The sequence below is a fragment of the Pseudomonas lyxosi genome, from assembly GCF_047758685.1.
Lineage (GTDB): Bacteria > Pseudomonadota > Gammaproteobacteria > Pseudomonadales > Pseudomonadaceae > Aquipseudomonas > Aquipseudomonas lyxosi.
In genome coordinates this window covers 1320061-1334562 of the sequence record NZ_CP180481.1, presented here as the reverse complement: position 1 = coordinate 1334562, position 14502 = coordinate 1320061, and the positions used below count along the sequence as shown (strand labels likewise).

The following is a 14502-nucleotide window of genomic DNA, read 5'->3' as shown; positions in this document are numbered from 1 at the left end:
CAGGGACGTGTGATGAAAAAGTTTTTCAAGAAAGTCGGCGCATTCTTGCGTCAGACCTGGGTCTGGACCTTGCTGCTGGTGTTGTTCGTCGCGCTGTTGGTGTGGTTCGTCGGGCCGCTGCTGGCAGTCGATGACTACAAGTTCTGGGAAGGCTCGACCTCCCGCCTGCTGACCATCAGTGTGCTGTTCCTGATCTGGGGCCTGACCATGGTCTTCGTCAGCTGGCGCGCTGGCGTACGCAAGAAAGCCATCGAAGACACTGAAGACGGCCAGGACCGTATCCGCCGTGAAGAGCTGATCGACGAAGAGCAGAAAGAGCTTCGCGTGCGCTTCAAGGATGCGTTGAAAACCCTGAAGACCTCGAGCCTCTATCGCGGTCGTAGCGAACGCTGGCGCAGTGATTTGCCGTGGTACTTGCTGATCGGTCCGCAGGGCAGCGGCAAGACCAGCCTGCTGGACTTCTCGGGCCTTGAATTTCCGATCAACAAGATCGACCGCAAGCTGACCCGCGACACCCTCGGCACCCGTCATTGCGACTGGTATTTCGCCGACCACGGTGTGCTGATCGACACCGCCGGGCGTTACCTGACCCAGCCGGATGCCGAAGTCGATGGCAGCGCCTGGAGCACCTTGCTCGACCTGCTGCGCAAGCGCCGCCGCAACCGTCCGTTGAACGGCGTGCTGGTGACCATTCCGGTGGAAATGCTGCTGGGCAACACCGAGCAAGACCTCGATACCCTGGCTCGCCAGGTGCGTGCCCGTCTGCAAGACGTGCATCAGAAACTGCACGTCGATGTGCCGGTTTATCTGGTGCTGAGCAAGGCTGACAAGCTGCTCGGTTTCGACGAGTTCTTCGATCAACTGACCCGCGAAGAAAGCGATCAGGTGCTCGGCACCAGTTTCCGCAAAGAGCAGAGCGGCACCGATGTCGCCGTGCTGCGCGCCGAGTTTGAAGAGCTGCTGCGTCGCCTGAACAGCCAAGTGATCATGCGCATGCACCAAGAGCGCGACACCCAGCGCCGTGGTCGCATCCTCGACTTCCCGCATCAATTGGGGCAGATCGGCGAGCGTCTGTGCCTGTTCGTCGACATGGCGTTCACCGGCAACCGCTACCAGCGTGTCAGCCAGTTGCGCGGTTTCTACCTGACCAGCGCTCCGCACCTGACTCAAGAAATGGACCAGACCACCGCCGGCATCGGCGCCAATCTGGGCATGAACGCTGGCGTGCTGCCGACTTTGCGCAGCGGCCGTTCGCGCTTCATTCACCACTTGCTCAGCCGGGTGATTTTCCCCGAGGCCGATCTGGCCGGTCTGGACAAACGCGAGCGCAGCCGCATCCATTGGGGCCAACGTGCCCTGTACGTGGGCGCTTTGGCGGCACTGGCACTGTTTGGCATGCTGTGGGCGGGCGGATTCTCGGCCAACTACGAGCGTCTGGAAAACCTGCGTAACCTGGCTACCAACTGGACTCAACAGCGCTCGGCCCTCACCGCGCGTGATGATTCCATGGCGGTGCTCAAGCCCCTCGACACCAGCTACGCGGCGACTCAGGTCTTCCCGAACAAAGGTGACGTGTCGTATCACGAACGTGGCGGCTTGTACCAAGGTGAAGACGTCACTCCGGTGGTCAAGAACGCCTACGAGCGAGAGCTTGAAGCGCAACTGCTGCCGAAGGTTGCGACCCTGCTGGAAGGGCAGATCCGCGCCAACATGAATGACCGCGAACGCCTGCTCAACAGCCTGCGCGCGTACCTGATGTTGAACATGAAAGACCGTCGCGACGGCCCGTGGCTCAAGGATTGGGTTGCCACCGAATGGTCCCAGCGTTACGCCGGCAACACGTCGGTGCAGAACGGTTTGAACACGCACTTCGAGCGTTTGCTGAAGCAGCCGTTTATCTACCCGCTGAACGATCAACTGGTGGCGCAAGCGCGTCAGGTGCTGCGCAGCGAGTCGCTGGCCAACGTGGTTTACCGGATGCTGCGCGAGCAGGCCCGTAACCTGCCGGAATACCGTTTGAGCCAACACATCGGCCCGCAGGCTTCGCTGTTTGTCGGCACCGAATACGTGATCCCGGGTTTCTACACTCAACAGGGCTATCAGCAGTACTTCTCGGTTCAGGGCAGTGCGCTGGTCACCGATATCCTGCGTGACAACTGGGTGCTGGGCGAAGGCTCGGGCATCAGCGGCATGGACTTGCGTCGCCTGATGGTCGAACTGGAGCAACTGTACTTCCGCGACTACGCCAACTTCTGGAGTGAAGCGGTCGGCCAGGTGGCATTGCCACCGATCAACGATGCCGGTGAAGGCGCCGAGCAATTGGCTGGCCTGACGTCCGCCAACTCGCCCGTGCTGCAACTGCTGGTGGAAGTGCGCGAGAACACCCGTTTCCAAGTGATCGCCGACAGTGCTGACGAAGCTGCCGAGGCGGCGGACAAACTGGGCGAGAAGGGCGGCAAGCTCGGCAAACTCGCGGCGGCTGCGGCTGACAAAGCCGCAGACATGACCAAGAACCTGCCGGACACCGCGAAAAAATCCCTGCAACGTCGCTTCGAACCGCTGCACCGTTTGCTGGATGACAACAACGGCCCGGCCGCTGATTTGACCCCGGCCCTGACGGCGCTCAACGACCTGCAACTGCAACTGGCGAGCCTTGCGCGTGCCAGCTCCCCGGATCAGGCTGCGTTCGAAATGGCCAAGACCCGCATGAGCGGCCAGCGTGATGCGCTGAGCAACTTGCGCAATGCCTCCAACCGTCTGCCGCGTCCGGTCAGCGTGTGGTTCAACGTCCTGGCTGAAGACACCTGGCGTCTGGTGTTGAACGATTCCTACCAGTACCTGAACCAGCGTTATCAGAGCGAGCTGTACAGCTTCTACGGCAAGGCGATCAACAAGCGTTATCCGTTCAGCGCCCACAGCACCAGCGACGTCGCGATCAGCGATTTCCGCGAGTTCTTCAAGGCGCAGGGCATCAACGATCGCTTCTTCGAGACCTACATGCGTCCGTTCGTCAGTGGCGATCCAGGCAACTACCGCCTGCGCACCATCGACGGTCACAGCATGCCGATCTCCAAGGTCTACCTCGACCAGATGGCCGCGGCCCAAGTGATCCGCCAGAGCTTCTTCTCGGTCAATCCGGCCGAGCCGCAAGTGCAGTTCAAACTGGAGCCGTACACCCTCGACCCGGCCGTCAGCCGTTCCGAGTTCAAGTTTGGCGACAAGACCATCGAATACCGCCACGGCCCGATCGTGCCGGTGTCGTTCAAATGGCCGACCGACGCTGAAGACGGTCGCACCAGCCTGGTCCTCGACAAAATGGCCGGCCGCCCGATCGGTATCGAAAAGAACACCGGCCCATGGTCGCTGTTCCGTCTGTTTGACCTGATGCAGACCGAGTACCTGAGCGGTCGCGACGTGCTGGTGCTGAAAGCTGACGTGGGCGGCCTGCGCGCCAATTACCTGCTCAGCAGCCAGCGCACGCCAAACCCGTTCGACATGGGCGTGCTGCGCACCTTCCGTATGCCGGTGCAGCTCTGATGCTGGTTGCCAGTCCCTGGCGCAGCGCTGCGCGTACCGACGCCGGCAAGGTTCGGGCGCGCAACGAAGATGCTTTCCTCGACTGTCCACAGCAGGGGCTGTGGGTGGTCGCGGACGGCATGGGCGGTCATCAGGGTGGCGACATCGCCAGCCAGTTGATCGTCGCCAGCCTGGCGGAATTGCCGGTGCAGGATGACTTCGACGAACGACTCAAAGGCATTCGCCAGTGCCTGCACTGGTTGAATCGCCGCTTGGGCCAGGAGTTGACCGTCACCGCCGGGCGCCATGACAGCATCATGGGCAGCACCGTGGTGGCGCTGCTGGTGGAAGGCAACCGCGCGGCCTGCATCTGGGCCGGCGACAGCCGTTGCTACCTGTGGCGCGGCCAGCGTTTGTATCAGCTGTCCAAGGACCATTCGCTGCAACAGCAACTGATCGACGAGCAAAACATGAGCCTCGAAGACGCCCGTGCGCATCCATCGGCCCATGCCCTGACCCGTGCGGTCGGGGCGGCTGATGTGCTGACGCTGGACGTGCTCGAACTCGAGGTCTACCCCGGCGATACGTTTCTGTTGTGCAGCGACGGTTTGTACCAAGGACTCAGCAGCGATGCCTTGGGCAATGCCCTGAGCCTGACCGCGCCGCACGTTGCGCTGGAGCGTCTGTTCGACGGCGCCCTGCGTGGCTCGGCCCGGGACAACCTGACTGCCGTGGTGATCCGACAATGACCCAACTCATGCCGCCGCTCGACGACCTGCTGGTGAGCGACGAAGAGGCCAGTAACCTGACTTACTTCGCCTTTGCCAAATCGCATAAGGCAGAGCCTGCGCTGGCGCCAACCAAGGCCAGCATCGGCGAAATGCCCGACGTGCTTGCAGGCCGTTACCGCATCGAGCGTCTGCTCGGTGCTGGCGGCATGGGTGCGGTTTACCGCGCACGGGACTTGCTGAGCGAACAGTTCGGCGATCCCGACCCTTACATCGCGCTGAAAATCCTCAGCGAAGAATTTGCCGAATCGCCGGACGCCAGCGCCTTGCTCTACAGCGAGTTCGCCCTGACCCGACGCCTGCGCCACGACAACGTGCTGCGTTTGCACAGCTTTGAAGTGGACACCGACTGCCAGCGCGCCTTCATCACCATGGAACTCATGCGTGGGCTGACCCTGGACAAATTACTCTGCGAGCGGCCCCTGGGCCTGCCGTGGAAAGAACTGCGCGACATCGCGCTGCCGCTGCTCGACGCGCTGGCCTTCGCCCACGCTCGCGGCGTGCTGCACGGTGACATGAAGCCGAGCAACGTGATGCTCAGCGAAGAAGGCGTGCGCCTGTTCGACTTCGGTCTGGGCCAGGCCGAGGAAGGCATCCTGCCCGGCCTGCCACACCTGAGCCGTAACCGCTTCAACGCCTGGACCCCCGGCTACGCCGCCCCCGAACTGCTCGAAGGCCAGCCGCTGTCGGCCAGTGCGGATGTCTACGGCGCGGCCTGCATGCTCTACGAATTGGCGGGCGGCAAACACCCGTTCCGCCGCTTGCCCTCGACCGAAGCCCGCGACGGCCACCTCGAACGCGAGCTGCACGCTCCACGGAACCTACCGAAACACTGCTGGCCAGCCCTGCGAACGGCGCTGGCTTTCGATGCGGCCAAGCGCACCATCACCGCCGCCCAATTGCGTGACGCCTTGGGCGCCACTTCGTCTTTGCTGCAACGCCTGCGACTGCGGGCGTAACGGATGACTACCGAACAGGGAGCAAGCAATGTTCAACCCAGCTAACGAAACGCATTTCAGCCTGACCGTTGAAGACTATGTCGGCGACCTGCAAGTGCTGTCGTTCACCGGCACCGAAGGCATCAGCCAGCCGTATCGCTTCGACCTGGAACTGGTCAGCGAAAACCCCGACCTCGACCTGGAAAAGCTCCTGCACAAGCAGGCTTTTTTGGCGTTCGATCCGCAGGGTTCCGGCATCCACGGCCAGATCTACCGCGTCGCCCAAGGCGATGCCGGCAAACGCCTGACCCGCTACAAAATCTCCCTGGTGCCGCAACTGCAATACCTGCACCACCGCACCAACCAACGCATCTACCAGCAGATGTCCGCGCCGAAAATCATCGCGCTGATCCTCGATGAACACGGCATCAAGGGCAACGCCTACAACTTCCAGCTCAGCCAGCCCTGCCCGGACCGCGACTACTGCGTGCAGTACGACGAAACCGACCTGCACTTCGTCCAGCGCCTGTGCGAAGAAGAAGGCATTCACTACCACTTCCAGCACAGTTCCAAAGGTCATCTTTTAGTATTCGGCGATGACCAGACCGTGTTTCCGAAACTCGGGCAGCCCACCGCGTACGTGCAAGGCAGCGGCATGGTCGCCGACGAGCCAGTGATCAAAGGCTTCAAACTGCGCCTGGAAACCCGCACCGGCCGCGTCACCCGCCGCGACTACGACTTCGAAAAACCACGCCTGCAACTCGAATCCGCCTACAAACCCGAGGCGCAAAGCGACGCGCCGGACCTGGAAGACTACGACTACCCCGGCCGCTTCATCGACCGTGCGCGCGGCAAATTCCTCAGCCAACGCGCCCTCGAACGCCACCGCGCCGATTACCAACAAGCCGAAGGTAAAGGCGATCAGACGCGTTTGGTCAGCGGCCACTTCCTGGAAATGTCCGACCATCCACGCACCGAGTGGAACGACCTCTGGTTGCTCACCGAAATCGTCCACGAAGGCAAACAACCGCAAGTCCTCGAAGAGTCGGTGACCAGCGACACCACCGACGACAAAGACGACTTCCACCAGGGCTACCGCAACCGCTTCCTCGCCACGCCGTGGGACGTGTTTTACCGCCCGGCGCTGGAACACCCGAAACCGCGTGTGCTCGGCAGCCAGACCGCCATGGTCACAGGGCCTAAAGGTGAAGAGATTCACTGCGACCAGTACGGCCGCATCAAGGTGCAATTCCACTGGGACCGCGAAGGGTTGGCTGATGATAAAACCAGCTGCTGGATGCGCGTCTCATCGAGTTGGGCCGGCGACCGCTACGGCGCCATCGCCATCCCGCGCATCGGCATGGAAGTCCTCGTCACCTTCCTCGAAGGTGACCCCGACCAGCCGCTGGTGACCGGGTGCCTGTATCACAAGGAAAACCTCGTTCCCTACGATCTGCCGGCGAACAAAACCCGCAGCGTATTCAAAACCCTCAGCTCACCGGGCGGCGGCGGGTACAACGAACTGCGGATTGAAGACAAGAAAGGCGCGGAACAGATCTACCTGCATGCCCAGCGGGATTGGGATGAAAACATCGAGCATGACCAGAAGATTCGGGTCGGGAATGAGCGGCATGACACGGTGGAGAAGAACACCTACACCGAGCTGAAGGCGGAAGAGCATCGGACCACGATTGCGGATCGCAAGACTGAAGCGCGGCTGGATGACCACCTGACGATTGGGCAGAACCAGCATGTAAAGCTGGGGACTGCGCAGCTAACTAGCGTTGGGAAAGAGATTCACCTGAAGGCTGGGGACAAGATTGTTATTGAGGCTGGGATGGAGCTCACCGTGAAGGCGGGTGGGAGCTTTATCAAACTCGACGCTGGCGGGATTACGGTTGTTGGACCGGTGGTGAAGATTAATGCCGGCGGGTCGGCGGGGAGTGGGACTGGGATTGGTATTAAACCGCCGGTGCTGCCGGGGGCTGCGGATAAGGATAAGGCGGGGAGTTTGATGGATCAGGCGTTGGGGAATGCGCCTGAGGAACCTAAACCTAAGACAAAGTACCTGTTATCGCTGTGAAGTCAGCGCTCAATGGATTTGAAAAATTGATTAAAGATGGATCACACCTATGTTGATTAGCCCTCCGTTTATCCCTACACCTGCCGCTGGGGAAAGCGACGACGCATTTCTGGCCAGAGCCATGCTGTGTGGCGCACCCGGGGATGGCTTTTTCCCGATCAGTTTCGACCTGAATTGGCATGGTGGCACCCACTTAATAGCTCCTGCAGAGGCTGGGCATGTATTGCCTGTACGAGCTATTGCTGATGGCACGCTAGCTTACTTCCGCCAACCAACCCCAGTGGACACAGCAGCCGACGCGCCTTTGAATTACAGTGGTTGGACGGACAATGGGTGTGTTGTCCTACGTCACGAAACTGAGATTGGCGACGGTGCAAATTCTAAGGTGATTTTCTACTCGATCTACATGCACCTTTCTAAAATCACTCTGGTCGAACCTAAAAAGGATATGCGGATTTACCGCAAAGATACTCTCGGGGAAGCCGGGCAAATATACGGTGACCGCAACAAAATTCACTTTGAAATTATCGCTGCCGATAGCCAAATAAAAAATCTTACCGGTCGTTCGGGGCGGGAAGTGGCCTATCAGACCAAAGCTGGTCGTACCGACAGTTGTTGGGGGGATATGTATTTCTACCTACCGCCAGAAGTCATTGGTTTTTCAGAACGGCCTGCTATATGGATCGACTCGAACAATAAGAGTAATTGTGTATCCCGCCCGCCAGAAGATCTGTTCATCCGTATGCACTATGGCCAAGGGCAATGTACTTTAAGCACCTACTCCCTTGATGGTGAATGCATTGGCGAGCACAAAGAAGCTAACGACTTTGAGTATGACCTTTATGAGACCGCCAGTACTCGTTATCCCGCCAGTGCTAGCGCGGGGTACGAGTTGCTGCGTTTTGGGCGCGTAATCGGTCCAGACTCCCTGACACCTGCCAACGCGGCGCATTGGCGGCAGATTGCACTTCCCGGTGGTAGTGCCTGGTTCAACCTTAACGGCAGCACTGTCACTTGCTTCAGCGATGCTGACTTTCCCCACTGGCAAGGGTGGAAACTGATCGACGACGACACTGATGAAGACAGTCACTGTCAGTCGCCATATTTGCGGGCGCTGCTGAAGCTGGATGAAGATCCCCTCTATCCTCAGTCCAGAAGCCTGGTCGAAATATCCCGGGCTCCTGACTTCAAGCACGCACCTTTAAAACCTGAAGAGGAGCATATCTACAGCAAGAGCTTTCGGATAAAAAAATACAACGAAGCCATCATCCGCAAGGAACATTCACAGAAGCAACTCAAGCGCTGCATTTTCAAATTCCCAAGTGAATGGGCCAAAAATGACTTCGAAACTCGATATGGTTGGCTCCTGCAAGAATCGGAAATTGGCCCCCCAATGCCGCGAGGCGATTACGACAAAATCAAGGCCCACCAAAGTGCTATGGCCTTTTGGGAGGAGGCCGGCTTAACGGATATCGGCTCTAAGCACTGGCACTTTCCTCCACGGGAATTTATCGAGACTTTTAGGAAGTGTGGTTGGCTCAGTGAGCGTGAGCTTACACAACTACTGCCGATGAGCGCATTGCGCAAGAGTAATAACAATTGGGTATCAGAGGCAGTAGTTTTAGGTAAGGCCTCAAAGACAGTCATTACCCAAATGAAGGATGACCTGAATATAGCGTTGCGAAAATTTGCTGTCGCCAACAGCTCTTTGCGAATGGCTGCTTTTTTTGGCAACTCAACTCAAGAAACTCAATGGTTTGGAAAAATATATGAGAATAACTCCAATGCTAAGTACTACCCATGGGATGGCCGCGGATTCTTCCAGTTAACATGGCCAGATAATTGCGTAAAGTACTGGAAATTTCGCGGGCGTACAATCCCTACTACAGTGGCAAAGGCACTTACTGCCGCTGCAAGTTTGGCAAACAATACCGGAAATAATAGCCATCTATCTGATACTGCTTTGAAACCGAAAGGTCTGACAGTCGAAATGATTCAGTGGCGAGATGCTATTGGAACAAAAGGACTAGACGCAGCCTTGAGTGCGGGTGCTTATTGGGCGTGGACAGGTGCTGCTAAATTTGCGGACAAAACTCCGGTTATGAAGCGTGTTCCCATCCAAGTTGGCACGTCACAGCACGTTTACTATAGCTGTGAATCCTTTGGCCAAGTGGCCGCTACAGTGAACTTTGGTCGCCCTGTTGCGGATCCTGGAAGTATTAATCGTGTAAACGGCATTACTGCACGCTTCCAAGCCTATACAAATGCGTTGACTGTGCTGACTGAGCAAATGAGCTATCCAGATGCTTCAGGGAAGCTTAAAGAACAGCCGGAAAATTTTAAACCTAGACGGGAGTGATGAAGCTAGCTGCATTTGCAGAGAATAAGGCTATTGCGTGATGGGTGCTATAACAGAAATTTGGTTGAGCACTTTTCAATTATGGTTGAGTGTCTGGGAGGAAAAGAGATGTTTTTATCTGGTGCGAGAGATATATGCATAGTTTGTCGCAAAAGCTGTGAGGGGATTGCTCGATTCGGTCTGCTGTTGAAGGTATGCATATTATCTGCTGTTTTGGTGCGCATGAATAAATACTTTCTAATTTGGGCGGGAGTTTTCCTTTCCTCAATGGCCTATGCGCAGGTCGACTGTAATGAAAATACCGCAATTCAGCAGGTTTCTATATGTGCAGACCTCGCAAAAAAGGAGGCTGATACCAAACTTAATGATAGCTATAAGGCGCTAATCGATAGGGCCGAATCTCGATATATTTTTCAGTATCAATCTCAGCCTGAGATGCAGAAAGCGTTCTTGGCGAAATTGAAAGACTCGCAACGTGCGTGGATAAAATTACGCGATACGAATTGCCCGCTTGAAGGGTTTGAGAATGAGTGGGATAAGCTCGCGTATAGCGCAGAGTTGAACAGATGTGTTGCAAGAATGAGTTTGGAGCGCGCGACATATTTGGACAAGATAATACCTGAACGTTAATAGCTATGAGGATGGCTGTGGTGGAAGCGACAAAGTGGCAGATTTATTTATGAGGTTAGATGTGCTCATAAATATATCTGTCCCATATTTTTCCGCATAGCGAGGCCACAGACGTAATGGGTGTCCCTTTTTTCGTGGTAAGCGCACGGTGTTGATGTTGAATATGGCTGATTCGTTGTGGCGGCTTAACAGAAAGGACGAGGCGCAGCACTACTACACCGAATACAGCGGCGCGATGAAAGCCGCCGAAAAAACGCAAGAGGTTCCTCGGCGTGTCGTTGAGCGATCTTTAAATCATGGACTGAAGAATTGAAAATGTTTGGTCGTTTTGTAGCTTCTGCACTGGTGACGATGTTCGGTTTGTCGACATTCACTGCATCGGCAAAAGACCCGCAAACCATCGGTGAGCTGCATCCGCCGGTAGAGGCCTCCATGGGCGAGCAAGAGATCACGGTGTTCTTCCTGAAAAACAACCTGAAAAATCAGGTGACAGAGGTTCACGTCCCTTACGCCGAAATTTTCTACGCACCCGCGAATACGGCGAAGCCAACGCTGAATTATGTGTGGAAGGTCGAGAGTGAGCAGATTGCATCGGTGTTTTTCTTTGAGCGCAAATCCCCGGGTAAGGTGGGGAAGTCCATGTATGTGCTGATGAAAAGCAAAGAGTCGACCAGCGGATTTGAAGGGGTAGCCTATTGGACGATGGAGTTGCCGCTGATTAAACGCGGTGACCAGTTGTCTTTGGCATTCTTTTCGGGTGATCCACCGGATCCGGTTTTGCAGTACTGCCGTGACGGCCGAGATTTGGAGAATGAGACGGACGTGGTGTGTCCTTATAAAGACGCGGCGAGTATTAAAAAACGCCTGGCATCGCTTGATGAAAAGGCTGTGGAGGGTCACAAGCCATAGCGTTGGCGCGCCGCAAAAGTGCGCTTTCAGTACCTATGAACCATTAAAGGAATGATCGGTTTGAAGTCTTTGTCTGTGTTTTCTTTGTTCAGAACAGCGTTGCTCCCATTGGTATTGTTATTGAATGCGCTGCCTGCCATGGCCGAGGTGACCGACCTTGGCAACGTCAGGGCGGTTGGCGTAGGTCGTATTGGGGACGTTGTTGTTCGCCATGTGCTGACGTTTGGCGATCAGTGCCTCGATATCCAGGTGCTGGCACCGGATGCTAATTGGAAGATGCTGTCGTCCACCAACTTCTGCAGCGTCGACGGTAAGTCGTTCAACGATGGCTATGCCTATGTGGGAATTGAGGATTTGAAGGTTGCGCCCGACGGTGTCCATCTGACATTGGAGCTGATGCCGCTTCGATCGGATGCCGACGAGCGTAGGGCGTGTGTGATTCCGGTGCAGGGGACGAAGATCAAGGGGTTGAGTTGCGCGAAGCCTTCAAAGGAATGAAATCAGAGGTGTTTGTGAAGAAGCTTTTTTTAGCGCTACTGCTCGCCTGTCCGCTGACCGCGCACAGTGAAGTCTCAACTGAACTCTATTGTTTCCAATCTCTGGGAACTAATAGCATCAAATTTGAGTTCAGAAGCTATTACGATTCGGTCGCTAAATGGAGCGGTGCGAGCGTTAAGTACAGCAAGTCAAAGGAGGCTATTACTCTCGCCTACCGAGGCTCTGAGGAGGAAGTAATGGACCCGGATCGGCCGTCTCAATTTACGACCACTTGGGTAGAAGTCTCTAACGGCGTGGTGACAGGGGATTATGAAATGGTCAGCCAAGGTGCCCGTATCTATGGGATGACCTATACCAATTACAAAACTAAAGCGGAGTATTCGTTTCAGTACGATATGAATATGGATCCGTCTCCTGAGATGGGTTGTCAGTGGTGAAGATATTTACAGTCAATAAATTGAAATTTTCGATTTTCTTGTGGGTGATTTGTTGTTCTAGCGCGGGTGCCGCGCCTCAAGTCATCAAGAAGATACCGGTCAAATTATTGGGCGATTCATCCCGTCAAAACGTTTTTGTGCTGACCGGGGATGCTGACGAGGCGTATCACCGACTGCTGATCTCGCCTGAGCAAGGATCCAGCGATGACATTCTGCTGGACACATCCACGGCATTGCCGTTGATCAAGAGTCAATACTCGGCGGCCATGAGTGAAGGCTTCAGCGTCAATGTGATCAACAGTCCGGCGGGTGTGCTTACGGTTGTCGATGTACAAGGGGAGCCCGTGTCAGTTAAGCAGGCTTCGGCTGAAGCCGGGGACGCGCTTGTGCTGGTCAGCAACGAAGAAGATAACGGTGTTTACAACTTCAATCTGGTGTTCCGCTACGACAAAAACTCAAAACGGTTTGAACTGAGAAGCGTGTCGCAGGTAACCAACAACGAGTCCTGTGATCACTCGGTAGTCAGTGTTGAAGAAGTACCCAAAAGCATGATCGGTGAAACCTCGTTGGCGTCTTTCGATGGACGCAAGGTGTTTGAGCAGTTGCATGACCTTCACGTTAAGCGACCCGCCGAGGGCTACAAAAAACTGATGATGTCGGATATCGCGTACCAGCTCGACCAGGCGCTGGCGCTGTATCGAAAAGGGCAGACTGAGGCCGTTTCGACGGTGATGGCGAATTTTCTGATGGATGGGGGCGAAGGCCACTGCTATCCGCACAGCTACATCGCGCAAAAGTATGACTTCGCTCAATCGCCAGGCTGGTCTAACGACGTCGGTTTTCTATTGGGTGAGTCCGGCTATTACGACGAGTCCATTGAGCTGTTGAACGCGGTTATTGCCAGAAACCCCGGCAGAACAGTTACCTATCTGAATCTCGCAGATAGTTACTGGGGCGTGAAAGATAAAGTGCGGGCGGCGCAGGCTTACAAGCAGTATGCATCGTTGATGACCGGCGCGGGCAAGGGGTCGAAGATTCCTGATCGAGTGGCTGAGCGCAGTAAAGGAGCGGTGGAGTAATGGGCAGGCAGGCTGTGGCGAATCAAAAATTGGAGCTTGGCAGTAGCGTGGAGGCCCAGCAGTGAGCACAACACTTAAGAGGCTTGCAATGGCGTTGACGGGCATCGTTTTTGCGGCGTCGATGATCTCGGCGAAAGCCCAGGAAACCTGCAACCACGACAGCTTTGCCAATCCCGATTTGATCATTTGCGGTCAGCAAAGCCTCGAGAAAGTCGATGCCGTCTTGAATGAGCAATACAAGAAAACCCTGACCAGCTTGTCTCCGTCAGACAAGAAGCAACTGACCGATGTGCAACGAAAGTGGGTGCGCTTTAAAGAAGCGTATTGCGAGGATATCTACCAGTCCGCTTTGCCGGGAGCCGAAGCGCCTATCGAGAATCTTGCGTGTTTGGCGCAGACAACCAATGCCCGGTTGGGCGAGCTCATTTATCTACAGACAGGGCTGCCAAATGATGGCTTTTACAAAGCTGCATCGTTGATGGCAGGGCAGGATCGCGAAAGCGGCTTGAAGGCCTCGATCAATCTGCTGGGAGGGGGTGAATTCGACGACCCGGTTTGGAAGAAATATGCGGACGGGCAGTGCGACATGAGTTTCCGTCTGTTCCGTGAAGACCTAGCTTACTGCGCTGTACGAATGCGCTTTCAGTTACCTATGAACCGCTAGAGGAACGATCGGTTTGAAGATTTTGTCTTCGTTTTTTATTGCGCTGTCGCTCGTCTACCCACTCAATGCGCACGCGGTATCCATCATGTTGAGAGCGGAGCAATCGTTGCCTGTCGCTGTAACTGCCGCTATCGCTGCGGAAAATGAGATACGTACGACGGACGTTCATCCAGTCCCTCTCGGAGCGTTAAGTTGGAAGGGCGGCGTTATTGGAGGGGTGGTGTTTGAAGATTCAATACCGAGCTGTGCCATCTACTCTTACCAGAACGCTCTGCTGAACTCCGCGTTTGCCGGAGCACCTTGTACGTTTCGAGGACCACCAAAAATGATGGATGACAGGAAGGGGGCGGTGCCCGATGTCGTATTTGAGTTGGCGGTTTTTCTACCGAACCGGGGCGCTATGGTGAACCATGCAGTGGCGTTTTATTACGATGCTCAGAAAGACGCTTTCTGCGAAAGCGAATCCCTTGCTGACTGGTATCAGTCAGGGAATAGAAATATTCGCCCTGATCTTCAGGATGGCCGATGTGCCATTGGGGTTAACGCGGTTAGCGGGTAGTGATGAAACGAAATTTCAGATTTTCAAAAAGGGGACTCGAGG

At 55.8% G+C, this 14502-nt stretch carries 13 protein-coding genes; all 13 read left to right on the top strand.

The window, feature by feature from the left end:
• Nucleotides 1-12: 12 nt before the first annotated feature.
• A complete protein-coding gene (gene tssM, locus ACMXYI_RS06365) occupies nucleotides 13-3537 on the top strand; it encodes a type VI secretion system membrane subunit TssM (protein ID WP_415772292.1) in 3525 nt (1174 codons plus the stop codon).
• On the top strand, nucleotides 3537-4265 hold the full coding sequence (locus tag ACMXYI_RS06360; protein ID WP_415772290.1) for a PP2C family protein-serine/threonine phosphatase: 729 nt from the start codon (nucleotides 3537-3539) through the stop codon (nucleotides 4263-4265). The genes tssM and ACMXYI_RS06360 overlap by 1 nt, the downstream gene beginning before the upstream one ends.
• Complete coding sequence (locus ACMXYI_RS06355) at nucleotides 4262-5263, top strand: serine/threonine-protein kinase (RefSeq protein WP_415772288.1); 1002 nt, start codon at nucleotides 4262-4264, stop codon at nucleotides 5261-5263. The genes ACMXYI_RS06360 and ACMXYI_RS06355 overlap by 4 nt, the downstream gene beginning before the upstream one ends.
• A gap of 28 nt (nucleotides 5264-5291) precedes the next feature.
• Nucleotides 5292-7325, top strand: a complete 2034-nt coding sequence (gene tssI, locus ACMXYI_RS06350) for a type VI secretion system tip protein TssI/VgrG (RefSeq protein WP_415772286.1) — start codon at nucleotides 5292-5294, stop codon at nucleotides 7323-7325.
• A gap of 49 nt (nucleotides 7326-7374) precedes the next feature.
• A complete protein-coding gene (locus ACMXYI_RS06345) occupies nucleotides 7375-9684 on the top strand; it encodes a hypothetical protein (RefSeq protein ID WP_415772284.1) in 2310 nt (769 codons plus the stop codon).
• A 108-nt stretch (nucleotides 9685-9792) separates the two neighbouring features.
• Nucleotides 9793-10314, top strand: coding sequence for a lysozyme inhibitor LprI family protein (locus ACMXYI_RS06340; RefSeq protein ID WP_415772282.1), 522 nt, complete (start codon nucleotides 9793-9795; stop codon nucleotides 10312-10314).
• A 163-nt stretch (nucleotides 10315-10477) separates the two neighbouring features.
• Nucleotides 10478-10627, top strand: coding sequence for a hypothetical protein (locus tag ACMXYI_RS06335; protein ID WP_415772280.1), 150 nt, complete (start codon nucleotides 10478-10480; stop codon nucleotides 10625-10627).
• A gap of 2 nt (nucleotides 10628-10629) precedes the next feature.
• Entirely contained in the window at nucleotides 10630-11223 is a 594-nt protein-coding gene (locus ACMXYI_RS06330) for a hypothetical protein (RefSeq protein ID WP_415772278.1), read from the top strand.
• Nucleotides 11224-11283: 60 nt separating this feature from the next.
• On the top strand, nucleotides 11284-11721 hold the full coding sequence (locus ACMXYI_RS06325) for a hypothetical protein (protein WP_415772276.1): 438 nt from the start codon (nucleotides 11284-11286) through the stop codon (nucleotides 11719-11721).
• The gene (locus ACMXYI_RS06320) at nucleotides 11697-12158 is read left to right on the top strand and encodes a hypothetical protein (RefSeq protein ID WP_415772274.1); all 462 of its coding nucleotides are present in this window, start codon (nucleotides 11697-11699) and stop codon (nucleotides 12156-12158) included. The genes ACMXYI_RS06325 and ACMXYI_RS06320 overlap by 25 nt, the downstream gene beginning before the upstream one ends.
• The gene (locus ACMXYI_RS06315) at nucleotides 12155-13237 is read left to right on the top strand and encodes a tetratricopeptide repeat protein (RefSeq protein ID WP_415772272.1); all 1083 of its coding nucleotides are present in this window, start codon (nucleotides 12155-12157) and stop codon (nucleotides 13235-13237) included. Before ACMXYI_RS06320 ends, ACMXYI_RS06315 begins: the two co-directional genes overlap by 4 nt.
• An 88-nt stretch (nucleotides 13238-13325) precedes the next feature.
• Nucleotides 13326-13901 (top strand): lysozyme inhibitor LprI family protein, encoded by a 576-nt coding sequence (locus ACMXYI_RS06310; protein ID WP_415773867.1) that lies wholly within the window; start codon nucleotides 13326-13328, stop codon nucleotides 13899-13901.
• A 13-nt stretch (nucleotides 13902-13914) separates the two neighbouring features.
• Nucleotides 13915-14460 carry a hypothetical protein gene (locus ACMXYI_RS06305; protein WP_415772270.1) on the top strand — a complete coding sequence of 182 codons (546 nt, stop codon included), beginning with the start codon at nucleotides 13915-13917 and terminating at the stop codon, nucleotides 14458-14460.
• The last annotated feature ends 42 nt before the right edge of the window (nucleotides 14461-14502 follow it).

Excerpts from the sequence above, each read along its gene's own strand:
- tssM (WP_415772292.1), top strand. The coding sequence starts at position 13 with ATGAAAAAGTTTTTCAAGAAAGTCGGCGCATTCTTGCGTCAGACCTGG.
- ACMXYI_RS06345 (WP_415772284.1), top strand. The coding sequence starts at position 7,375 with ATGTTGATTAGCCCTCCGTTTATCCCTACACCTGCCGCTGGGGAAAGC.
- ACMXYI_RS06330 (WP_415772278.1), top strand. The coding sequence starts at position 10,630 with ATGTTTGGTCGTTTTGTAGCTTCTGCACTGGTGACGATGTTCGGTTTG.
- ACMXYI_RS06355 (WP_415772288.1), top strand. The coding sequence starts at position 4,262 with ATGACCCAACTCATGCCGCCGCTCGACGACCTGCTGGTGAGCGACGAA.
- ACMXYI_RS06335 (WP_415772280.1), top strand. The coding sequence starts at position 10,478 with ATGGCTGATTCGTTGTGGCGGCTTAACAGAAAGGACGAGGCGCAGCAC.
- tssI (WP_415772286.1), top strand. The coding sequence starts at position 5,292 with ATGTTCAACCCAGCTAACGAAACGCATTTCAGCCTGACCGTTGAAGAC.
- ACMXYI_RS06310 (WP_415773867.1), top strand. The coding sequence starts at position 13,326 with ATGGCGTTGACGGGCATCGTTTTTGCGGCGTCGATGATCTCGGCGAAA.
- ACMXYI_RS06360 (WP_415772290.1), top strand. The coding sequence starts at position 3,537 with ATGCTGGTTGCCAGTCCCTGGCGCAGCGCTGCGCGTACCGACGCCGGC.
- ACMXYI_RS06340 (WP_415772282.1), top strand. The coding sequence starts at position 9,793 with ATGTTTTTATCTGGTGCGAGAGATATATGCATAGTTTGTCGCAAAAGC.